Origin of the sequence: Halomarina rubra, from assembly GCF_023699475.1 — an archaeon.
Classification (GTDB): domain Archaea; phylum Halobacteriota; class Halobacteria; order Halobacteriales; family Haloarculaceae; genus Halomarina; species Halomarina rubra.
Map to the genome: position 1 here is coordinate 726,126 of NZ_JALXFV010000003.1, position 20,343 is coordinate 746,468.

General features: G+C 57.9%; 21 protein-coding genes and 1 pseudogene. 12 read left to right on the forward strand and 10 right to left on the reverse strand.

Annotated features, from left to right (window positions below; translation table 11 throughout):
• The first annotated feature begins 15 nt into the window (after nucleotides 1-15).
• The 3 genes from M1L36_RS08950 to M1L36_RS08960 all read left to right on the forward strand — a co-directional run bounded on the left by M1L36_RS08950 (nucleotide 16) and on the right by M1L36_RS08960 (nucleotide 2,552).
• The gene (locus M1L36_RS08950) at nucleotides 16-561 is read left to right on the forward strand and encodes a magnesium transporter (RefSeq protein WP_250873367.1); all 546 of its coding nucleotides are present in this window, start codon (nucleotides 16-18) and stop codon (nucleotides 559-561) included.
• On the forward strand, nucleotides 558-1,247 hold the full coding sequence (locus tag M1L36_RS08955) for a magnesium transporter (RefSeq protein ID WP_250873368.1): 690 nt from the start codon (nucleotides 558-560) through the stop codon (nucleotides 1,245-1,247). Before M1L36_RS08950 ends, M1L36_RS08955 begins: the two co-directional genes overlap by 4 nt.
• Nucleotides 1,248-1,421: 174 nt before the next feature.
• Nucleotides 1,422-2,552, forward strand: a complete 1,131-nt coding sequence (locus tag M1L36_RS08960; protein WP_250873369.1) for a VIT1/CCC1 transporter family protein — start codon at nucleotides 1,422-1,424, stop codon at nucleotides 2,550-2,552.
• A gap of 115 nt (nucleotides 2,553-2,667) precedes the next feature.
• Here M1L36_RS08960 and M1L36_RS08965 read toward each other — a convergent pair whose 3' ends face one another.
• The 4 genes from M1L36_RS08965 to M1L36_RS08980 all read right to left on the reverse strand — a co-directional run bounded on the left by M1L36_RS08965 (nucleotide 2,668) and on the right by M1L36_RS08980 (nucleotide 6,802).
• A complete protein-coding gene (locus M1L36_RS08965) occupies nucleotides 2,668-3,000 on the reverse strand; it encodes a hypothetical protein (RefSeq protein WP_250873370.1) in 333 nt (110 codons plus the stop codon).
• On the reverse strand, nucleotides 2,997-3,893 hold the full coding sequence (locus M1L36_RS08970) for a universal stress protein (RefSeq protein WP_250873371.1): 897 nt from the start codon (nucleotides 3,891-3,893) through the stop codon (nucleotides 2,997-2,999). The genes M1L36_RS08965 and M1L36_RS08970 overlap by 4 nt, the downstream gene beginning before the upstream one ends.
• 176 nt (nucleotides 3,894-4,069) lie before the next feature.
• A complete protein-coding gene (locus tag M1L36_RS08975; protein ID WP_250873372.1) occupies nucleotides 4,070-5,986 on the reverse strand; it encodes a twin-arginine translocase subunit TatC in 1,917 nt (638 codons plus the stop codon).
• A 126-nt stretch (nucleotides 5,987-6,112) separates the two neighbouring features.
• On the reverse strand, nucleotides 6,113-6,802 hold the full coding sequence (locus M1L36_RS08980) for a PHP domain-containing protein (RefSeq protein WP_250873373.1): 690 nt from the start codon (nucleotides 6,800-6,802) through the stop codon (nucleotides 6,113-6,115).
• 52 nt (nucleotides 6,803-6,854) lie between these two features.
• Between M1L36_RS08980 and M1L36_RS08985 the strand changes: the two genes are divergently transcribed.
• From M1L36_RS08985 to M1L36_RS08995, 3 genes are all read left to right on the forward strand, one after another.
• A complete protein-coding gene (locus tag M1L36_RS08985; protein WP_250873374.1) occupies nucleotides 6,855-7,754 on the forward strand; it encodes a diacylglycerol/lipid kinase family protein in 900 nt (299 codons plus the stop codon).
• A 352-nt stretch (nucleotides 7,755-8,106) separates the two neighbouring features.
• Nucleotides 8,107-8,607: a DUF7342 family protein gene (locus tag M1L36_RS08990; RefSeq protein ID WP_250873375.1), complete on the forward strand. Its 501-nt coding sequence runs from the start codon at nucleotides 8,107-8,109 to the stop codon at nucleotides 8,605-8,607.
• Nucleotides 8,608-9,235: 628 nt separating this feature from the next.
• The gene (locus M1L36_RS08995; RefSeq protein ID WP_250873376.1) at nucleotides 9,236-9,466 is read left to right on the forward strand and encodes a hypothetical protein; all 231 of its coding nucleotides are present in this window, start codon (nucleotides 9,236-9,238) and stop codon (nucleotides 9,464-9,466) included.
• Between the two features lie 423 nt (nucleotides 9,467-9,889).
• Here the strand turns inward: M1L36_RS08995 and M1L36_RS09000 are convergent, their stop codons facing one another.
• Nucleotides 9,890-10,567, reverse strand: a complete 678-nt coding sequence (locus tag M1L36_RS09000) for an IS6 family transposase (protein ID WP_250873377.1) — start codon at nucleotides 10,565-10,567, stop codon at nucleotides 9,890-9,892.
• A gap of 229 nt (nucleotides 10,568-10,796) precedes the next feature.
• Here M1L36_RS09000 and M1L36_RS09005 point away from each other — a divergent pair, with 229 nt between their 5' ends.
• The gene (locus M1L36_RS09005; protein WP_250873378.1) at nucleotides 10,797-12,116 is read left to right on the forward strand and encodes a S8 family serine peptidase; all 1,320 of its coding nucleotides are present in this window, start codon (nucleotides 10,797-10,799) and stop codon (nucleotides 12,114-12,116) included.
• A gap of 11 nt (nucleotides 12,117-12,127) precedes the next feature.
• Here the strand turns inward: M1L36_RS09005 and M1L36_RS09010 are convergent.
• A pseudogene (locus M1L36_RS09010) lies at nucleotides 12,128-12,544 on the reverse strand (zinc ribbon domain-containing protein); the annotation flags it as partial.
• On the opposite strand from M1L36_RS09010, the gene M1L36_RS09015 reads away from it, so the two are divergent.
• Nucleotides 12,431-12,934 carry an HD domain-containing protein gene (locus M1L36_RS09015; RefSeq protein WP_250873380.1) on the forward strand — a complete coding sequence of 168 codons (504 nt, stop codon included), beginning with the start codon at nucleotides 12,431-12,433 and terminating at the stop codon, nucleotides 12,932-12,934. The pseudogene M1L36_RS09010 and the gene M1L36_RS09015 sit on opposite strands and share 114 nt — an antisense overlap.
• A 340-nt stretch (nucleotides 12,935-13,274) precedes the next feature.
• Here the strand turns inward: M1L36_RS09015 and M1L36_RS09020 are convergent, their stop codons facing one another.
• The 3 genes from M1L36_RS09020 to M1L36_RS09030 all read right to left on the reverse strand — a co-directional run bounded on the left by M1L36_RS09020 (nucleotide 13,275) and on the right by M1L36_RS09030 (nucleotide 15,358).
• Complete coding sequence (locus M1L36_RS09020) at nucleotides 13,275-13,457, reverse strand: hypothetical protein (RefSeq protein ID WP_250873381.1); 183 nt, start codon at nucleotides 13,455-13,457, stop codon at nucleotides 13,275-13,277.
• A gap of 143 nt (nucleotides 13,458-13,600) precedes the next feature.
• The gene (locus M1L36_RS09025) at nucleotides 13,601-13,966 is read right to left on the reverse strand and encodes a MarR family transcriptional regulator (protein ID WP_250873382.1); all 366 of its coding nucleotides are present in this window, start codon (nucleotides 13,964-13,966) and stop codon (nucleotides 13,601-13,603) included.
• 468 nt (nucleotides 13,967-14,434) lie between these two features.
• Nucleotides 14,435-15,358: a thermonuclease family protein gene (locus M1L36_RS09030; RefSeq protein ID WP_250873383.1), complete on the reverse strand. Its 924-nt coding sequence runs from the start codon at nucleotides 15,356-15,358 to the stop codon at nucleotides 14,435-14,437.
• Nucleotides 15,359-15,610: 252 nt separating this feature from the next.
• Between M1L36_RS09030 and M1L36_RS09035 the strand changes: the two genes are divergently transcribed.
• The 4 genes from M1L36_RS09035 to M1L36_RS09050 all read left to right on the forward strand — a co-directional run bounded on the left by M1L36_RS09035 (nucleotide 15,611) and on the right by M1L36_RS09050 (nucleotide 19,152).
• The gene (locus tag M1L36_RS09035) at nucleotides 15,611-16,408 is read left to right on the forward strand and encodes a PHP domain-containing protein (RefSeq protein ID WP_250873384.1); all 798 of its coding nucleotides are present in this window, start codon (nucleotides 15,611-15,613) and stop codon (nucleotides 16,406-16,408) included.
• 283 nt (nucleotides 16,409-16,691) lie between these two features.
• The gene (locus M1L36_RS09040; RefSeq protein WP_250873385.1) at nucleotides 16,692-17,180 is read left to right on the forward strand and encodes a hypothetical protein; all 489 of its coding nucleotides are present in this window, start codon (nucleotides 16,692-16,694) and stop codon (nucleotides 17,178-17,180) included.
• A gap of 319 nt (nucleotides 17,181-17,499) precedes the next feature.
• The gene (locus tag M1L36_RS09045; RefSeq protein ID WP_250873386.1) at nucleotides 17,500-17,772 is read left to right on the forward strand and encodes a DUF8110 family protein; all 273 of its coding nucleotides are present in this window, start codon (nucleotides 17,500-17,502) and stop codon (nucleotides 17,770-17,772) included.
• Between the two features lie 765 nt (nucleotides 17,773-18,537).
• On the forward strand, nucleotides 18,538-19,152 hold the full coding sequence (locus tag M1L36_RS09050; protein WP_250873387.1) for a hypothetical protein: 615 nt from the start codon (nucleotides 18,538-18,540) through the stop codon (nucleotides 19,150-19,152).
• A gap of 36 nt (nucleotides 19,153-19,188) precedes the next feature.
• Here M1L36_RS09050 and M1L36_RS09055 read toward each other — a convergent pair whose 3' ends face one another.
• Nucleotides 19,189-20,337, reverse strand: a complete 1,149-nt coding sequence (locus tag M1L36_RS09055; protein WP_250873388.1) for a PDDEXK-like family protein — start codon at nucleotides 20,335-20,337, stop codon at nucleotides 19,189-19,191.
• Between the last annotated feature and the right edge of the window lie 6 nt (nucleotides 20,338-20,343).

The following is a 20,343-nucleotide window of genomic DNA, read 5'->3' on the forward strand; positions in this document are numbered from 1 at the left end:
CGTATAGGATACACTATGACCCAGGTGTTCGACACGGAGTTCCGTGACATCCTCGGAGCAGAGTTCGTCTCCGTCGTCGGGGGACTAGCGACGGGGGCGATTCTCGCCATTCAGGAAGATGTCGTGTTGGCAGTACCCGGACTACTCATTATCTTCCCAGGATTCTTGGAACTTCGAGGGAACATCTCTGGCTCGCTCGCTGCACGAATCGCCGCTGGCCTGTACCTTGGTGAGCTCACTGCCGGTGACTGGCGTCACCGACTCGTTGTTGGGAACCTCGTTGGGTCGTTCGTGCTCGTCATCGTTGTCTGTGGCGTCCTTGGGGGGCTGGCGTATGCGTATACTGTGTTCATCTTCGGAATCAATGCCACACAACTGTTGGTCATCCCACTGCTCGCGGGGGTCCTCGCGAATCTCATCGAGATACCTCTCACGCTGGCCGCGACATTCGCTGTGTATCGTCGGGGCCACGACCCCAACGACGTCATCGGGCCGTTCGTCACCTCGACAGGTGACGTCACGAGCGTTCTGGCGCTCTTCGTCGCGGTGATGCTCGTATGAGCGAACCACAGCTCGACGAACTCCGAGACATCGACCGAACAGAACGCCACCCGCTCATCTACGATGTCTCTGAAACGCAGGATATCAGTCGAGGAACACTGTTCTACGTCAAGGAGTACGGGCGTGGGGCCGTCGTCTGGCGGACAATCGTTCGCGAGAGTTTGTTGGTTCTCATCCTCGCCTCACTCGTCTCCTCAGTCGGTGGGCTTGCACTCGAGGAGTTCAAGACGGTCCTGTTCGCGCTGACCCCATTCGTCGTGTTGTTTCCAGCCCTCAACGACATGCTCGGCGACCTCGGAATCGTCATCTCGGGTCGCTATTCAGAACTGCTGTACCGCCGCGACGAGATGCCTCCGTGGTGGCGCGACAGTGCGCTCCGTCGGCTCTTCGTACAGGTGCTGGCCGCAGCGCTGGTCATGGTCGTCGTCGCGGTTGGTGGGGCACTTTCGATCACCACGCTTGGGGGGACGGCTCCCTCTGGCACCACCATTGGCAAGATTGTGCTGGTCGTGTTCCTCGATGTCCTTTTCCTCGTCTGTGTGGTCTTCGCGGTCGCACTCCTGACGGGGACGATTGTGTATCGCCGCGGGGAAGACCCGAATAACGTGCTCATCCCGGTAACGACGGCAGTAGCAGATGTCCTCAATATCGTCGTCCTCGTCGGGTTAATCTCGGTCGCGTTCTGACGAAGACTGCAAGATATTTTTCGCTGTGAATCCACTGGCAGGGTCTGTCCAAGGGGTGAAAACTCTCCTCCAATTTTGGTGGTTCCCCTTTTCGTGGGCCACGTTCTTCTCCAATCGACGCAGCGCTCGTACTCGCCGCAATATATATTAGTAGAATAACACTTACGGATGCTAATGGCCGATAGTGAGGCCATCGAGCGCTATCGTCAAAACAGACGAGACGAAATCGACAGTGCGACAGTGTATGATGCGATGGCGGACGCGGAACCACAGTCGCAACTGGCCAGCGTCTATCGGCAGCTTGCAGTAACTGAACGTGAACACGCCGCCTTCTGGGGACGACTTTTGAGCGAGGCTGGCTTTGATGAGCCCGAGCCGAGGCCCTCGTGGCGCGCTCGCGTCCTCGCATGGGTTGCTCGTCACGTCGGGCCAGACGCCGTTGTCGGGACGATGCGTGCTGGTGAAGCTGTGGGTGGAGCAGGATACGCCAGTCAACCGGAAGTCGAGGGGACGGGAATGATCGCCGATGAACGGTCACACGATCGCCTTCTGGTTGCGATTGCCGGAACTGGTGGACCTGGCGTCGAAGGCGGAACGCTTGCCCGACTCGAAGGGCGGCACCGTGCGACGAGTGGCAACGCCCTTCGGGCAGCCGTCCTCGGAGCAAACGACGGATTGGTCTCGAATCTGAGTCTCGTGATGGGGGTGGCGGGCGCGGCGCTCGATACTACGGCCATCCTCGTTACTGGTCTCGCCGGACTGCTAGCCGGAGCTGGGTCGATGGCCATGGGTGAGTGGCTCTCCGTCCAGAGCTCTCGGGAACTGTATCAGCGACAGATCAGCATCGAAGCTGCTGAACTCGCCGAAGCCCCCGACGAGGAGCGAGAGGAACTCGCACTCATCTATCAGGCGAAGGGGCTCTCTCAAGACCAGGCAGAACAGTTGGCAGACCAAATCATCTCGGACGAGGCAACTGCTCTCGATACGCTCGCTCGTGAGGAGTTGGGAATCGACCCCGAGGAACTTGGGGGCTCGGCGTGGGAGGCCGCCGGTGCCTCGTTCATCCTGTTCGCCCTCGGGGCCATCGTCCCTGTTATTCCCTTCTTCGCACTCTCGGGGCTCACGGCTGTCGCAGTGAGCCTCCTGCTGAGCGGTGTCGCCCTTTTCGTCGTCGGGGCTGGAATCACCGTACTGACGGGTAGAAGCGTGCTGTATTCGGGGACGAGACAGGTGGTAATCGGGCTAGCTGCTGCCGCGCTCACCTACGGGGTGGGGACGCTCATCGGTGTCAGCATCGCAGGGTGACCTCATCCTCTCGCCAGGGGAAAGCTGTCGTGGGCGCTGTGCCGTCTCTGTGGGTTCAAGAGAGTAGCGCCAGGACTTCAACTGCAGAGGTAACGATTTCGTATTGTTGGCTGTGTCACCTGTCAGGCTCTTCACGACCAATGAGTGTCCAGTGGTGGTGCGTTGTCCCATCAGGGTGGGGCTCACTAGTGACGTGGTAGATGTACCGCCCACCGAGTGAGCCATCAGCGTGGCGGTGGCGCTTGTGGACCTCCAGATAGCCGTCTCGTTCGTCGACCCGGACGATTTCCTCCCCAAGTTGGGGTTCGACTGTCGGGTGTGGTTCGTGGAGGGCACGCAGGAGTTCCTGTGCGTAGACGATGGCCTCACGCAGGTCGTGGCCGTCGAGTTGCTGTAGTGACTCGGCTACCGCCGGTGGCAAGTCTTCGGGTGGGGTCGGATCGGTCATCTCTGGTCGGGGAGTCGATGGTCGTTCACTGTTCGGACGGTCAACACCGGAACCGGAGCACTCCGGATGACGTGCGCTGCAACACTGCCGACGACGAGTCGGTCTAGACCCGTTCGCCCGTGGGTGCCGACCACGACGAGGTCGACGTCGTGTCGGTCGGCGTATCGAACGATGGCCTCGTTTGGATACCCCTCCAGCATCTGGTCGCGGATGTCGACTCCGGCCGTGGCCGCGATGTCGACGACTCGACGGAGCGCTCGATTCCCTTCTCGCTCCATGAACTCTCGAATCGAGTACGAGCGTACGTACTGACTATCCAGCGCGTAGATTGCGTGAACGGTCGCACCGTACTCTGCGGCGAGGTCAACCCCTTCTTGGACGGCTCGCGACGACCCGGGACTGCCATCGGTGGCGATGACGATGTTCTCGTAGTCGGTCGGTGTCTCCTCGGTCTCCGTTCGCAGCGTCAACACGGGCACGGGGGACGACCGGACGACACGCTCGGTCGTACTCCCGACGAAGAGACGGCGAAGTCGCGACGTCCGGTGTGGCCCCATCACGACGAGGTCGTGCGAGTGCTGGTCGATCTCATCGAGGATCGTTCGGGCTGGATGGCCCGCCCGTATCCGTTCGGTGACTGGGACGTCTGGATACCGCTTCGCCGCGACGTCTCGAAAATCGGTGAGAGCCGCCTCTCCTTCCTTCTCGGCCTCTTCGTACAGGCTCGTCCACACAGAGTCTGTGGGGACCTCTTCTTCGGTGTATCCCAAATCGACGACGTACAACACGTCCACCGCAGCGCCACACCGCTCAGCGAGTGCGAGCCCGTGTTCGAACGTCTGCTCGGTATCCGACGATCCATCGGTTGGGATCAGAATCGACTGGTAGGTCATCGGGGCTCACGTCTCCACTTGTACTCTGCTCGACAGCTTGAGTCGTGTTGAACCAATCATGAATCAGGCTCACAATCATTATTCAGTCGGGTCTTCGTGAATCAATTCGAAGCCAGAACGTGGGGGACACTACGTGTTTCATGGGGCCGCTGCGTTCGGACTGTCCCTGTGTATTCTCACAGTCGCCGGTGATTTCGAACAAAGGCGGGCCGGGTCGAGAGGTCTCGACGGCCGTTGGCGGTCATGATTGCTAACACGAGAAGACCGATACCATACGCAAAGAGGATGGGCAGCGTGAAGACGAACATCATCACCACCCCACCGGGGACGACGACGGCTCCGATGAAGAACAGCCCGACCGTCACCTCGCGCCAGCGACTGGCCATGGTTCGAAACGGGACGCCCGCGCGGTTGAGCAACACCATCATGACCGGCACGTCAGCAAGCAACCCGACGCCCACGGTCGTGTAGAAGATGAGCCAGAAGAACGCCGAGATACGGTAGCTCACGATAATACCATTGGATATCGTGTCCGCGACGAGATACGAGATGACCGACGGTGCGACAATCGCATAGCCGAGTACGCTCCCACCAACGAGACCGACAGTCAGCGCGACACACCAGATGAGGAACGTCCCTGACCGCATCTCGAGGTTTTTGCGTGCTCTGAGTGCTGGCCAGCTGTAGTACACGACCATTGGAAGAGTCACTGCTGTTGCGACCACTAGCGAGAATTTCATCTCGAAGACGAGCGCTTCTGCCGGGTGGAGGGTGATGACCGACAGTTCTTCGGGGTGAATCTGTGGGGGAAGCCGACGGAGGAAATCACGCTGAACGGAGCCGATGCCACCGTACGAGAGCCACGAGAACACGGTCGCCATCACGACGATGAAGACTCCAACTATCCGGATCGACTTCGACCGGAGTGTGTCGAGAACGAACGCGATATCGTAGTAGTACCCGCCAAGCTCTTCATCAGGGTCACGACCGAGTGCTGTGACATCGCGTGTTGGGTCATTCTCTGCTCGACCAGTTTCAACAGCCCTCGTTCGATCGGACGGCGCAGCATCGCCGACTGTCGATTCCGAATCAAACGGAATCTCGTCGTATCGGTCCAGAAGTGCCCGGGCTTTGGTGTCGTCTCCCTCGTCGAGCGCGTCATTCGCGATGGACAACACTGCCTCTTCGGAGAGGTGCTCGAACGCTTCTCGTGGCGCAGCCTCGATGCCCGCTGTATCCAGTGCCCCGACATCGAGCGCAGTGGGGTCACCGAATGGGGTCGTTTGTGCTGTCCGCTGTGACAGGTGCCTGCTCGAGACGACGAAACCAGCAATCACGAGTCCAAGCCCATAGAGCACAACCAATGGGAGGGCGACAATCGCCATCGACAGTGGGTCCGGCGAGCCATTGACGATGGACGCGACAATGGTAATCGCGACGACCGCGTGTCGCCATCGCTGGCGAAACACGTCGTAGGGGACAATCTCTGTGTATGCGAGCACACTCATCAGAAGTGGGAGTTCAGCAGCGACGCCGAACACGGCGGTCAGCACCAAGAGGAACTCAGCCCAGTCGACGATGGAGTAGTGCGGAGCGAAACCAGCGGTGACCGCATTGGACGCGAAGAACTCGAACAAGAACGGGAAGAGAAGTTCGTAGGCGTAGCTGACGCCGAGAACGAACAACGCCGTCGAGAGTACCGCGATACCAGCGACCTGCCAGCGAGTCAACGAGACGGCTGGCCAGAGATTGAGATCACGTAAGCGTGGCAGGAATTGCAGTAAAAAGAGCGGGAGCGCAACTGCGAGCCCGACGATGATCCCAATCTTCACCTGCAGTAACACCACGTCGAACGGTGTCTGTGCGATGAACTGGACTTGTTGCCTGATTGCGGGCGTCATCCCTGACTCGGTGACTTCCTTGAGGAAGTCCCACCCAACCGTCCAGAGCCAGTAGAACGCGACGAGGAATCCAGCGAGAAACGCGAGGGTCAATCGGAGAAGGTTCGTTCGGGCTTCAGCGATGACGACAAAAACGGTGTCCCGTATCGCTAACTGCGAACGAGTGGTGGCCGCACCGCCCACCGAGGCCATATATACTAGGAATCGACTGACAGATATCAACTTTTCCAGCCGTAGTCAGGTGTCTTGCCGACGAACTCGCGGAGGAGGGGAAGTCACAGAACCGAAGAACAGCGCTGATTCACTGTCCTGGGGGTGTCACGGGTGGGGATGTCGGAGGGACTCAGAGAGGACATCACTGCTCCGAATTCGGTGGACTCGAGCATACCATCGACGGATAAACCGAATGAGCCACGTTTCACGAACGATTGGCTGGACACGACCGTCTCGAACCGCATTCACGAGTGTAGTTGGCGATAGTTCGTCGCTGTCGACGAGCGTGTATGCACGACCGGCCTCGAATGGGAAGTGCGCATCACTTCCGCCGACAAGCGGAACTGCTCGCTCACGGGCGATTTCTTCAACACGAGTGCGATATCTAGGATGCTTCCCGTTTATCTCGACAGCATCGAACGGCGCGTCGACACTCCGAACGGTGCTGTTTCGGAACGGGTGTGGGATGATGGCGACACACGCTCGTTCGTGGGCACTGTCGACGACTTCCTCCGGGGTGAGTGTCCCTGGATCTGTATTCGCGGGTGGGTCGGGGCCAATCACCAGCACGTGACCTCGGGTGGTGGAGATCTCGATGCCCGGGAGCACTCGAACGCCGTAAACTGTGTCTCCCAGATCACGATAGAAGTCGTGGTTGGTCACGACGATAGCATCCATCCCACGGTACCGTGCCATCATCGCGAGTAACCGAAGACCGAGTGGATCCAGCCGTGTTGGGGTACCGGGGAACGCATGGAGGAACCCAACGTGCGTGTGAAAATCCACGGCGTACACGCTGAGTGTAGCCAGCGCTACTGCTTTACTCTTCTTCGACCTTCTACTCGATATGCGCCGTCTCCTGGTGAACAATCCCGTGAGTGGCAATCACCGGTCGACCACCTTGGCGTGTGAGATAGCACGAGACCGGGGATATCAGGTGTGGGACACGGAGAAGCCAGGTGATGCATTCGAGCTGGCTCACCGAGCGGCAGTCGAAGGGGTCGACGCCATCATCGCTTCTGGAGGGGATGGGACGGTCAACGAAGTCATCCACGGTGTCGACCACGCTGGGATGCTCAGGAAAAGCCGACTGGGTGTCGTCCCGACGGGGACCGGAAACGGGTTCGCGAAAGACATCGGAATCTCCAGCGTCCGGTCTGCGTTCGACGCAATAGAATCGGGTCACGTTCGATTACTCGACCTCGGGACGGCCAACGACCACCTGTTCATCAAAACGTGCTCAAGCGGATTTCCTGCCACACTTAGTGCGCATACGACACACGAGATGAAGCGGTTCTTCGGGCTCACAGCGTACGGTCTCGGAGCGGTTCCGTCGGCTCTCGATGCGCTTCAAAGCCAGCACGCAGACACTCTCCCCAAACTGCATGCTCGCGTTGGTTCTGAAGACGACCCTATGTGGACCGGGACAGCAGCGATGGTTCTAATAGGTAACAGCCGGCGATTTCCGGGATTGAGATATCGGCAGGCACCGATGGAGGACGGGTTGTTGGAGGTAGTGGTCGTCAAACGACCCTCGGTAGTACAGACTCTTCGTCGAGCAGAGCCACTTGCGATGAGATTCGACTCGCCCTATTTGCTTCGAACGCAGACTGCTGAACTGGAGATTGAAGCTCCGGCCCCGACGCTCTTCAGCCTCGATGGGGAGATCATCGAACGGACCCACCTGACGATCAGCGTCCGACCCAAAGCTGTGCAGTTCTGCGTTGGTGACCAGTATGAGTATTGACCTCTAGGGGTGGACAACGGAGCGAACCTCGTTTGCCCTGCACTACCGCCCATCCAGGCGGGGTCGCGTGTAGGTGAGTTGCGCAGGCTTCGAGGCATGGCCTGAAAGGTGAAGTACCTCGGGGGCAAGCCCCGAGGCACTCGCCTTGCTTTCTCTGTAGACCATAACATCCCAACTCAGCGGTGCCGTGGGATTCCTCCGGGTGAACGCGGAGGAGGATGCCAATGACCCCCGGAGACGCTCCGTCTTGGTTGGTGTGCCTTTGTCGTATTTGCCGAGAGCTCGCTGCAGCCAAGACTTAATTATCTGATTCAGGGGTAGAACTATTGCGCTCGACTTCTAACTGTGAGGTATGACCGACGCCTGGAAAGCAAACACCAGTGCGTTCGACCGTGTCCGTTCAATCGCAGTCACGCTCGATACTCCGAGAAATGCTGAGTGGATCAGTGAACAAGCCCTGGTGTCAGAAAATACCGCTCGCAATCATCTTGAGCGGCTCGTCGAGATGAACATCTTACAGCGTCTCGAGGAGCGAGCCGTGTTGTACCAGCCGGATCCATTGTATACACGGATGCGGGCTCTTCGTGAGTTACTGGCGGAGCATGACCAAGATGACCTGATAGCACTCCGTGCGCACCTACTCGAACAGGTCGAGGCGTGGCAAGCCGAGTACGATGTCGAAGACGCGGATGAACTGCGCACAGTAGCGACACAGGCAGCGTCCGCCGAGGAAACGCGGGCGATTCGCCAGACTGCAAACGACTGGGCCATCGTCGCCTATCGCTTGCGCCTCGTCGATGACGCTATCGAGCACTATAGTGAGTACACCGGTTCGACGCCGGCACCCGCCTAAGCGTGTTCATCAGCGATGGTGGGTATCACGCCGGCGAAGCATCGCACACGGTCTTGCTCGAACTCCGACGGAGCATCACTCGCCACCCCGGAGTCACTGCTGCCCGCGGCGACCCACCAGATCTGTTCACAAGGGTGCATGCTGATGTTGACCCGCGTGTGTTCGGTGGGACCAGCGAGAAGGGACAGTTGTCGATACGGTGGTTTGCAGGGGCGTCTCAGGAGGATCCTCCACAGTTCTCGTTTCACTACAGCGAGAACTCCGGATTCGACTGTGGGTGGCATCACGAGCCAAACTCCCACGTCGAAGGGTGGGCACACTACCAAGCGCGAGAGAGCGCTGCTGCCAGTTACGAGTGCCAATCTGTGGAATTTGCGTCGTTACAGGCGGTCCGTGTGATGTGGGACGTACTGGAGCAACTCGAAGAAATCCTCTCTCCCCAGTAATCGGCCACTGCCCATCACGCTTCAATCGTCCCGACGAAGGTTCGTGACATCCATCAGCTCGGTCAGCGACCCACGAGTGAACTCGTGGGCTTCCGCCTCGAATGTGTGTGTCGAGACTGCCCTATCGTTTGCTTCTCGTGGTCCCGAGAACACTTTTCCCCCTGACCTCCTTCGAGTCGCTCATGCACGACGACGTCGTTGAGGTCACCCTCGACCGGAAGAGTGACACGGGCGAACCGGTCGGCACCGACGGCGACGGCAGAACGATTCACGTCCGCGACGGCGAGGTCGGTCGGACATACCGGGTCGTGGTCATCAAGACGATCAATGGCGTCTATCGCGGGCGAATCCGCGCCGCGAAACATCCCGAGAATGGGTGGGGACCGGTCCACAGCAGACACCGGATGTCTTGAACATGGCCGCCTGAACGTAGCGCTACCGACTCACATACCTCTCTATCATGCTCGGTCGTGCTATACCAACCGGGTGGGGGCAAAGGGGCTCCTCGCCTCTCCATCTCTGAGCTGACAGTAGGCGCTACGCCCCGTTCTTCAGCGAGCGCAGACCGAAGGGAGGGCGCGAACTGGGAGGGGATACAGCGTCCCCAGAACGCTTCTCGTTCTGGTGTGCGGACGAGATGCTCTGCGTCTCGTCAACGCCGCACAGTTCTCATACACGATTCGGCAAGAAATCGTTCTGCATCACACGCTCCGGGTTGTGCCCCAAGAAGTAGAGGCCATTACTAATTGTGACTATCTAGAGTATGACCTTCGACAACTGGGCGGCAGAGTTTGATAACTCTCGAACTGGCGTTCTAATCCTCTGACTGGCACTGTCTAGTTTAGCACGACTTCGGCAGGCGTTCGATCGTTGAGCGATTGGTGGGGTCTGAGTCGATTGTAGTAGTGCGCAAACACTGCACACCAATGGTGCGTGCTCCGCCGACTGCCCACCCACGAGTTATGGAAGCGGTCGATGCGCATTTTGAGTGTCTGAAACCACTTTTCGATCAGGTTTCGGTCGGTGTAATCGACCCGACCGCTCAACCCAAGTCGCGCGAGGGCAGTCCGATAGCCGAACTGATCGACGAGAAACGTTGTGTTCGAGAGATCGTGTTTCTCGGCCAGTCGCGACAGAAACGCAGCCGCCGGATCAGTACCGTGACGACCGAACACCGCGACATCGAGAATCAATTTTGTCTCGGTGTCTATTGCAGCGTATAACCAAGACCACTCACCGTTAATCTTGACAGCGGTCTCATCGACCGCGACCCGCTTCGGCTGCGCCTCAGGCGGGTCGGGAACGCTGTCAGCGACCTGATGCACCCAGTTCCAAACGGCTCCGTGAGAACGTTCAACGCCGAATTCAGCGAGAATCGAAGTTGTTTCTCTGAGCGAATAACCGGTCGCGTGGAGCCGGACGGCAAACGCCCTGACGGGCGTTGCCGTCCGCTCACGCTCCCAAGTTTCTTCTAAATCCACCGCGAAGCATCCGCTGAGCAGGTCTGCGAGCATTCTGACCAAGAAACTCAACGACCTGCTCGCTTCTCAAACTGGCGTAACTAGACAGTGCCCTCTGACTCTTTAAGTCAAATTTCTGAGAATAAACTGAGATTCACACAGCCCCCGCGAGGATGGCTCTATCCCCGATGTGTCCTATACAGAGGACAGTTCTGTCAACCATAAACAATTATTATATCATTTTGACCTAACAAGTGATTGTCCCATAGGGGGAATCAACACAATGAATCTCGATAGACGGACACTGCTACGGGGAATCGGCGCTGCAGGTGCGACACTCGCGTTCAGCGGATTCGCATCCGCAGCGGACGGCTCAGCACAGTATCTCATCACCGGCTTGAATAGAAAAACTCGAAGCGAACTCGAAATGGGTGGATTCACCATCCGGCACGTCCTCGCCGAGGGCAACGTTGCGGTCGTCACGGGCCCAGAGGGTGCTGTGGGTGATCTCGAAGGAATTCGCGGCGTCTCCGCCGCGACACGAGACATCTCGGTCGAACTCGACCTTCCCGAGCTTGATGCAACGGCCACGGCAACACCAGGTGAGGATGCAGCACTTCGCGATCTCCAGTGGGACAACGACCTCACACGAGCGACACCCGCCCACGAGATTGCGACCGGCAAGGGTGCACGAATCGCCATCATCGACAGTGGTATCGACCTTGATCATCCCGACCTCGGAAACGTCAACGAGAACCTTGGCGAAGTGTTCGTCGCAGATGACGATGTGCCGGAGATCGGTCCGGGAGACTCCGGCTACCACGGGACACACGTCGCGGGTATCGCCGCAGCAACCGGAGCAGTAGGTGTGGTCGGGCTGGCACCCGAAGCCGAGTTGATTCCGATTCGTGTGTTCCCTGCGAATGGCGGGGCTACCTTCGGCGACATCCTGGCAGGTATCGACTACGCAGCGGAAATCGGCGCTGATGTCGCTAACTTCAGCCTCGGCATCCCAGGCGTTCAACAACCGGGTGTAGAGATCAACAAGCTTCGAGCGTCCATCCAGAAGGTGTTCCAGAGCGCCGTCCGTCGCGGAACTGTCATTACCGGGTCTGCGGGCAACGCCTCCGGAAACCTCCAACAAGGCGGGGGTCTCACCCTCCCCAACAGTGTCCCGGCCGTCATCACCGTCAGCGCGACGTCGCCCGCTGACACGCTTTCGTTCTACTCGAACTACGGCACGAGCGATATCGATGTCGCCGCTCCTGGTGGGTGGTACGAGACGGTTCCACGAACACTCGGCGAAACTGGGGAACCAGATGACGTCCCGTTCCCATACAACGGCGTGCTATCCACGTGGCCGATGGATGCCGCTCCCGCCTACCTACCCATCTCCGGCTACGACGCGATCTCAGGAACATCGATGGCTGCGCCACAGGTCGCTGGGCTCGTTGGTCTCGTCCGCAGTCTCGACCCGAGTCTCAACGCGGGCCAAGTCGAGAGCGTCATCAAGCAGGGTGCTGACCTCTCCAACGGAAACAGCGACCCACGATTCGGAGCCGGCCGCATCAACGTCCTCGAGACGCTGCAACTCGTCGAGTGAACTACCCCTGCCTACTCGCTCACGGCTGACGCCATTCGCTCCTTGAGGCAGGGGCTTCCTGCTTCGACGACGCGACGTGCATCAACCGAACGGGGTGACACAGTGGTCGCTGTCTCCACAGGCGTGTCTTCGGAGTGACCCACTCCTAGTTTCTCCAGACCACGCGAGAGGACGTTCAACGCGGCGTTCCAATCCCGGTCGGTCTCGAATCCGCACGTGGGGCAACTGTGTTCTCGAACCCACAGCGGCTTGTACACCGACGACCCACACGATGCACACTCAAGTGTCGTATTCTCCGGTTTGACGGTACGAACGTGACAGCCATTCTTCCGCCCGTGATGCTCGAAGATGCTGATGAGGTCACGCCATCCCCCCTCGGCTTTGTTGCGAGCGTTCGTGTCACCTTCGAGCATTCCCTTGACGTCGATGCCCACAGCGGACAGACCGACAAAGCCGACGCGACGTACATCCGTCATCCCCTGCGCGTCATGACGCAGATGGACACCGACCGCGAGCGTGTCGTGGCTGTGCTGCACGATGTCGTTGAGGACACTCCATGCACGCTTGAGGAGATTGAGAGTGAGTTCGACGCCGAGGTTCGGCAAGCTGTGGATGCGCTCACGAAGCGCAATTGTGAGTCCTATAACGAATTCGTTAACCGAGCTGCAGAGAATCCGCTCGCTCGACGGGTGAAGGTTGCAGATATCGAGGACAACATGGACCTGACGCGGTTGGGTTCGGTCTCTGACTCGGTGTTGGAGAAGCAAGCGACGTACCACGATGCGTGGACGCGATTGCATGAGTCCACCCCACTGTGACTGATGTTCTAGTGGTTCCTTCGGCTGACACTGCCCACGCCTGAAGCCCGTAGTCGCCCTCATCCCTGGTCAAGATTCACAAGAGCTTGCTGTTGCCCCTGCGTCTCGAACGGCTCGAACTCCGCGAGCCTGATCCACGCTGCCTCGTCGTGCTCGCTGGAGAGTGCCGTACTATCGACCTGTGTGGCTGCCCCATCCTCTACCTCGATGAGAACCGGATACAGGCTGAACGCCTCAGCGACCGCACTCGGGTATGGGTTTGCAAGCTTGATGATGCCGGCATAGGCGCGTTTGTCCTCGCCATCGGTTCTCCTGAGCGTCGGGGATAGTGGCAGACGTATTAGTACTCGATATACTCTGCGGCTTCCCGAGCGATCTGGTCGGTGAATTCCTTCGTCAGCGTCCCCACTTTGAACTCGAACTGTTGGGGCTTCAACGTAGCCAACAGCCAGGGGGAACAGTACGTTGTCTCGTCGGGCTTACCCCCCGATTCGAACATATCCGGTGTTACCTCGAAATTCATCGGGTACTCAGACCGTGTACACGCTACACACAACATATCCCCCGGGAATGGCATCGTTTCATCCGAAATGATGAGCCATGGTCGTGGCTTCGCACCTGTCTTAAATGGATCTGGCGCAAAAACGAGGTCCTGCCGAGTGTACCTCATTCGGTATACTTCTCAGCTCGGTCGTCTTCGGCGTGTTCAGCCCATGCCGCCGCATCGAACTCCTGTCCGTCGTCATACTCCTCTGCTGTTTCGGAGACGAACACAGCGGCCTCTTCCGATGTCCGGTAGCTATCCGAAATTCGCCACCACTTCAGACGGTGGTCGACGACTCCCCGGTCCTCTAGCCGCTTCAGCGTGGGCCCAACACTGCCCTGCTTGACATCGGTTCGTTCCACGATGTCTTTCTGCTCCCACGCTTGATCGTGGTTTTCGAGGAGGAATCTCGTGATAATCTCTGCGTTGGTTTCCGGCGTCACCCCCTCTTCGCCGATTGCTTCGAACCGATTTGCACTGATTGGCATGCTTTGGACCTCCTGCTAGTGTATCCATGATGTGTGTACTAAAGCATATCGCCCTGTACGATGTATTGATGTATTTGTGTATCAGTTGCTGAGCTCCATGACAATTCTGCCAGTCGCGACTGTCGCACGAATGCCTCTGGTAGTCCTTGGAAGTCTCGAAGTGAGGGTGACCAATATCGGGTACCCGTTCAATTATGGTCGTGTGTGATTCCGAAGGCGACCAGACGATTTCCAACCAGTCGAGACTTCCCACTCGCTACTGGAACCTATCCAAGGAACGGTGTGTGCAGTTGTACTCCTTTGTTGGATGTCTGGGAGAGGTTGTCGCGGGCGAATGCGCCCAAATCGGGTATCGGACCCCTCCGTCCCGATTTTTAGTGTGTCGGGGATCCCCGGCGGCTGCCCGCAGGCGTCCGGAGATTGTGACCTTTGGAACGTCTCCGGGAGACGCTACCAGGCCCCCTCACCTCACGCAGACGACTCGCAGGCTTCGCCGTCGTCGTCCCCGTCTAACCTGTGGGGGTCACTCGGGTAGTCTTCGAGGACTTGTTGGGCTTGCTCCCACGTGAGGTGCGAGCAGTCGTAATCACTATCTGCAGGTAGTGGGGGGAGGTCCGACCCACCGGATGTGTCTGTCTTGCGTTCGGTCGGCTCTGGAGCAGGCTCAGGCGTTGGCTCCGGAGCGTCGTAGTCCCAGAGGCCGACGTCGTTGCGTTGTGCCCGTCGCTCTGCGTCGGCGAACGCCCCACGCTTGGAGAACGAACTGTCGTACATCCGGGCGTAGCCGTCCGTGAGCAGCCGCTCGTTGAAGTTCTCACCGTCGACGTAGACGTAGACCAACAGCCGACCAAAGCTCCCGCGACGGTCGGCCTGCGGGTCCGTGGCGATTCTGACTTCTCTCCCGTCCAACTCGTCGACGGCGAAGTCCGAGGCACGCTCACCCCAGTCGTAGAGCCAGTCACGACCGTCTGCCGTCTCTGGGATACCTTCGAACTCGTCGGGGCTCACACGACTGAGCGTCGTCTCGGGGGTATCCACACCCAGCAACCGAAGGGTATCGACCTCGCCGTTCGGGAAGCGAACCTCCATGGTATCCCCGTCAACGACTCGGGTCACCGTCACTGTCCACTCTGTCCCCTCGTCGGGTCCACGAGATGTCTCGGTTGCCGGCGGCGATTCCGTCTCGGGTGATGCCGACGTCTTTGGCGGGGAGGACGTCTTCGGCGCCGATGACGGGTCTTCGGACTCCGACGCCGACTGGTCGCTGGCCCCTGTGTTCGATGCCACGGTGGTCTTCGCTTTGGTCGGTGCCGGTGCAGGTTCGAACGGAACCATCACCGTCCACGACCGAACGGTATCGTCGAGAGTAAGGTCGCAGTCGACGAGCGTCACCGTGACGTTGAGTTCGCCTGCACTGTACGACCCGAAATCCGGCTCACGAATATTTCAGTTGGACTCGAACCGTCTCTGATAGTACTCACTACGTGAGACTGCTCTGTGGGAGTCGTCGTCTCTGAAGTTGTAGATGGGCGGTGGAGACTGTCTCTTTGTCGCATCTGCCTCGGTGACTGTGCGCTCGCGACGCGCCCTCAGGTGCCCTATGCATACTGTTATATGTAGCTCAAACAGATGGAAATGCGGTATATGAGTGTTTATGCCGACCTCCACGCCCACACGACCCTTTCTGATGGTAAGATGGAGCTTGAAGACGTCCCAGCCGTTGCATCAACGGCTGGCGTCAGTGTCGTTGCAATCACCGACCACGACCGCATCCACCCGGGGCTTTCGGAGCCTGTCACGACGGTGGACGGTGTCACACTGATTCGCGGTATCGAACTGCGCGTCTATGTCAACGAGCTAGACGAGAAAATCGACTTGCTCGGCTACGCCGTCACCGAGACGCCCGCCCTCATGGCGGTAATCGACTGCATCCAAGCAGACCGTGTTGAGCGCGGCCAGAAGATAATCGACAGTCTCGAGTCTGAGTTTGGCGTGTCCCTCGGTATCAGGGGACGACCAGGTATCGGGCGACCGCATATCGCACGAGCGGTAGCCGAGCACCCAGAATTGGATCACGATTATCAGACGGTGTTTGACAAGTTCATTGGCCGGGATTGCGACCATTATGTGCCTCGGAAGGTCATATCTCTCCACCCCGGCGTCAAACTGCTTCGAAACGCGTGCGCGGTGGTGGCGTTGGCCCACCCGTTCCGGTATGACGACCCGGAAGGCGCGTTGGCGTTGACGTCTGACCTGGATGCAGTTGAGCGGTACTACCCCTATGATCGGGATGTCGATATGGGCGTAATCGATAGGGTGGCAGCAGAGAACAACCTGGTAGTAACCGGTGGGACAGATGCCCACGAGCACGAACTGGGGAAAGCAGGGCTATCAGAAGAACAGTATGCGGTGTTTGCCGACGCGATTGGACTCTCCGCCTAGAACCATCGTCGGCAGTTGCGAACGAATCGTCGTTCCACGAAGCACGGTGCAGAAGTCACACACAATCGAAATACCTCATCTACTGTCCGTTTTCCTCACTCCGCCGGAGCATCGACGAGGCTAGCCTGCTGTGTCGTCGTCCTCTGTGACCAAACTCATCCTTCGAAGAACGCTGAAATCCGGAAGACCTTGATGCGTGGTTCGGGACGTTGAACCACCTGAACAGAGTGCGAGTGATTCGAGGTAGAGATATTACTATGGTGGTGTGCTGTCATGTCATTACATGAACTGGAAACGCCATTGCCGGTACTGCGGTCGGCTTCCTCTTTCTGGTGACGACCCACATTTCGCTGGTGACACGTGCCCATTCGAACACGCTCATGAAAAGCACGGTGGGGGAGATACGCTCCTTGAGGCAGTCCAGAAGACGGCTGCTCGAAACTCGGTCTGTCTTCTTGGGTGGTGTGGGTCTTATCCACTGTACAGGACCGTATTCAAAACTCGGAGTTGGCTTGAGACGTTTGACACGGGAAAGGGGGAATTCGAAGGTCACGAACGCTATGACACGACCTATTTCAGAAAGACGATCTGGGCGACATCCAATGTCCATCAATCCTCGAAATATTCGAGAATAGAATACGACCCCACGAAGGAGTCCCTGATTACGTGGTACGATGTTGAAAATGGCTCTGAAACGGAGGGGAGCGGAGCGTTCGACACATACATTCGAAGTGACAAACCTGACATCTCGTTCTTCGGCTCGATGTTCTGATTGGAAGTCAAATACACTGGAGAGGTGTAACGACACGCTCATCAATGATATGTTGACTATTGGTGCAACGTGATTCGGTCACCGTTTGTTGAATCCTCACGGTTTGTACGGAATCGTTCCCCAAGTGCTGCCACGAATGGGTGAATATGTATCCAGCATTTTCTTGTCGACTATACCCCATACGGCACGAGGCAACCACTCAGGTCTCGACAGAGGAGGTTCTGGCCCCATGGTCTGGTGTGGATGGCAGACAGCTCTCATCAAGTACTAACAAGCACCATCCAAAAGGTTAGTAGTCGAACAATGTCTAGTCATCACCATGTATGACCGACTGTACGAAAACTACCCCGAAGCTGCGCCACTCATCGAACAAGCGGTTGAGGAGCATGGTGAAGAGTGGGTGATACAGAACTACTACCGGGACACCTTACAGCTCGAAATGATTATGGATGTCCCACCAATCGAAGAACTCCCGTTCTTCGACGAGGAGAGGCACGAATCGATGGATGAAGAGACACGCGTCGCTATGGCCGAAGCCATGGGTGAGTACCTGCACAATCTCCGTACTGGCCACAAACCAGGCAAAGAATAGTCTCGGTGGAGGTCGCATACTCTTACAAACCGTTGGTTGGGGCGTAGGTTCGTAAACGAAGTTCGCAAGCAGAGCCTCTGATTACTCGTTACCAGCCAAGGTCGGGGGCTCGTAAAGCGAGTTGTCTTCGAATATTTGTTCGAACTGCTCTAAGAGGGCTCTTTTTGCGTCCTGAACGAGCGTTTCCGGAGCGCCACCATCACACTGCCGAACGAAGAACGCCTTCTTGAACCGTGTGCCATCGACCGTGATCGCTTCCTTGTCGGCCGTACTGAGCCACTCTCGTATCTCTGCTAAGTCGTCGGTCGCTTACGGGGGTGTCTTTCTGTGGTTGAGGCTGTTCATCGACGCCCACAACGAGAGTCCGTTCTCTGCCGCATACTCAACGAGCTCGTCTTGTCACTATCTACAAGATAGACGACGACAGCGTGACCGAACCCTGGTGGTTCTACGACATGCTCGGTCTCCAGTCTCAACTTGGCCTGCTTCCTGAGCCATCCTCAACGTGAGTCGGTCCTTCGTCCGGGGGAAGCACTACCGTTCCGACGAGGGTGATGTTGCTAATCAGGGGCCGGACCTAGTTTCAGAGCCTCCCGATTTCACCGTTCTGCTGCAGAAGGGCCCCGAGCTGTATCCACACCCTGCGTAACTCTGCGATTCGTATCGAAATCTCCCAAACACAACCCGACTGCTGTCACGCCGAAAAACGGCCAGTTTCGCCGCGAAAACATTCATTAGAACCGACTCATCAGAGCCTTTGTAGACGTGTCCGCATCTGAAAAGCTCAAACAACGGGTGGAACAGGGGGCCAAACAGGGTATGGCAATCGCGATAGAGGGTTGTGACTACTGTGGAAGAACCCTCTCTGAGGAGATCCCGGTTGTGTGTGAAGCGTTCCGATACAACAACTTCCCAGACCGGCCTACCGTCGATGACGGATTCCTCGATTGGGTGCTCACCAGAGCTCGTTGCCAGCACTGTGAAACGACCGCCATTGAGTCGGGAACGTTCGGTGTCGATGAGGCACTGGTGAGGCTCTCACTCGAAGGGGAACCTGGCAGCTGGATAGTGAAAGACGCTGAGGTTGAGGTGCTTGATTATTCCTCGACGTACGAAGGCTTTGAACGCCCCGCAATCCGTCTCCCAACTCTGATTGAAGACTCCCGATATTCTGAGGATGATGCTCGGCAGATACGGATGATCGTGGAAGCGTATGACAACCGCTGGCTCACCCTTGCAGGATTGCTCGCTAGCGACCGAATGGACGAGGCTCCTGGTATCTATGCTCTTCCAGAACGCTCTGACCTTGAGCGATTCATAGGACATCTCGATGATATGCCCCCAGCGTTTGCAAGGAAGGTCAAAGCAGCTGGGATCTGATTCTATCGCGAAGGGTCGGTCACTCGATAGCTGGTACTAATCGGTATCTCCTATTGAGCGACTTCCCTCCCAACGCGCTTCAGCTACCACTGTCGCCGACTCTGGAATCTTGACCTGTCGTTCGTCAAGCAGTCTGAGGAACTCCTCACGGAGTGGTTGTCTCCCGTCCTCTCCATCGCGGACCTCTTTCGGTGCCCCGATATCCAATCGGAAGTCTATCTCTCCTGCTCTGAAGTTCTCCTCATCTGGGTGATGCTTGAAGTGGACGTTGATGCCGTTGGGGGTCTGCCAGGACGTTCGAGCGAACTGCCCGTGGTTGTACCCAATGGCTGGGAAGTGCCACGAGTCGTCCCAAAACGACGGTGCACTCTCTTTCTCAGTAAACACCGTTGTCCAGTCGTGGCGCAACTCGTCTTTAACGAGGTCCGTGACTGCCTTCTCCGCCGCATCGATTTCCTCTCGGTACTCGAAGTACAGACGTGCTTTCTCTCGTGTGTCGGTATCCTGCTCTGTCATAGCTGTTCGAACTGTTGCGATGAAATCGTCTAACTGTACGATGCTTCTGGTTGGGTAGGTCGTGAGCGAGAGGTGGTTCCGTGCCTCTGCAAACTGTGAACCAACTGACTCCCAGCGAACTCCCTGGAAGGCTGGATGGATGTCTCTCGGAATCGTTGGCGAGGCGAACCCGTAAAACCGGGATTCCTCGGGATACTCCGAAACGCCTAGTGGACCAATCGACTGCGCTGTCGCATAGTCTGCCGTCTGGTCTTCACCCTCTGGCGAGTCGACTTTCAACTCCAGCAGTAGAAACCACCGCTCGGGGTGGTAGACGAGGATGTCTGCCCGACGACCCTGTACACCGACTTCCGACTCCACCTCCACTCGTGACCGATCTGGGTGCAAGAGGTCTGTATCGAAGGCTCCCGCTGCCTGACACGCCTCAAGGAATGCATCGGTGAACGTCCCTCCGAAGCCATGGGGTTGTCCGGGGTCAATCAGGTAGGTGATGTACGATTGCCACACCCACTCTGTCCGGACCTGGGCCAACACTTCCGGTGTCGTCAGTGGTGGATCACTGCCCTCCTCAAGCAGCGGTTGCATCTCACCAGCGAATGACCGAAGCAACGGCCGCAACGGATTCTTGATGCTCTGTACTGACAGGCATTCATCGACACGGATGACCATAGCCGT

Excerpts from the sequence above, each read along its gene's own strand:
- M1L36_RS08960 (WP_250873369.1), top strand. The coding sequence starts at position 1,422 with ATGGCCGATAGTGAGGCCATCGAGCGCTATCGTCAAAACAGACGAGAC.
- M1L36_RS09035 (WP_250873384.1), top strand. The coding sequence starts at position 15,611 with ATGAGTGTTTATGCCGACCTCCACGCCCACACGACCCTTTCTGATGGT.
- M1L36_RS09045 (WP_250873386.1), top strand. The coding sequence starts at position 17,500 with ATGTATGACCGACTGTACGAAAACTACCCCGAAGCTGCGCCACTCATC.
- M1L36_RS09005 (WP_250873378.1), top strand. The coding sequence starts at position 10,797 with ATGAATCTCGATAGACGGACACTGCTACGGGGAATCGGCGCTGCAGGT.
- M1L36_RS08965 (WP_250873370.1), bottom strand. The coding sequence starts at position 3,000 with ATGACCGATCCGACCCCACCCGAAGACTTGCCACCGGCGGTAGCCGAG.
- M1L36_RS08995 (WP_250873376.1), top strand. The coding sequence starts at position 9,236 with ATGCACGACGACGTCGTTGAGGTCACCCTCGACCGGAAGAGTGACACG.
- M1L36_RS09025 (WP_250873382.1), bottom strand. The coding sequence starts at position 13,966 with ATGCCAATCAGTGCAAATCGGTTCGAAGCAATCGGCGAAGAGGGGGTG.
- M1L36_RS08950 (WP_250873367.1), top strand. The coding sequence starts at position 16 with ATGACCCAGGTGTTCGACACGGAGTTCCGTGACATCCTCGGAGCAGAG.
- M1L36_RS08955 (WP_250873368.1), top strand. The coding sequence starts at position 558 with ATGAGCGAACCACAGCTCGACGAACTCCGAGACATCGACCGAACAGAA.
- M1L36_RS08985 (WP_250873374.1), top strand. The coding sequence starts at position 6,855 with ATGCGCCGTCTCCTGGTGAACAATCCCGTGAGTGGCAATCACCGGTCG.
- M1L36_RS08990 (WP_250873375.1), top strand. The coding sequence starts at position 8,107 with ATGACCGACGCCTGGAAAGCAAACACCAGTGCGTTCGACCGTGTCCGT.
- M1L36_RS09055 (WP_250873388.1), bottom strand. The coding sequence starts at position 20,337 with ATGGTCATCCGTGTCGATGAATGCCTGTCAGTACAGAGCATCAAGAAT.
- M1L36_RS08975 (WP_250873372.1), bottom strand. The coding sequence starts at position 5,986 with ATGGCCTCGGTGGGCGGTGCGGCCACCACTCGTTCGCAGTTAGCGATA.
- M1L36_RS08970 (WP_250873371.1), bottom strand. The coding sequence starts at position 3,893 with ATGACCTACCAGTCGATTCTGATCCCAACCGATGGATCGTCGGATACC.
- M1L36_RS09020 (WP_250873381.1), bottom strand. The coding sequence starts at position 13,457 with ATGAATTTCGAGGTAACACCGGATATGTTCGAATCGGGGGGTAAGCCC.
- M1L36_RS09040 (WP_250873385.1), top strand. The coding sequence starts at position 16,692 with ATGAACTGGAAACGCCATTGCCGGTACTGCGGTCGGCTTCCTCTTTCT.
- M1L36_RS09000 (WP_250873377.1), bottom strand. The coding sequence starts at position 10,567 with ATGCTCGCAGACCTGCTCAGCGGATGCTTCGCGGTGGATTTAGAAGAA.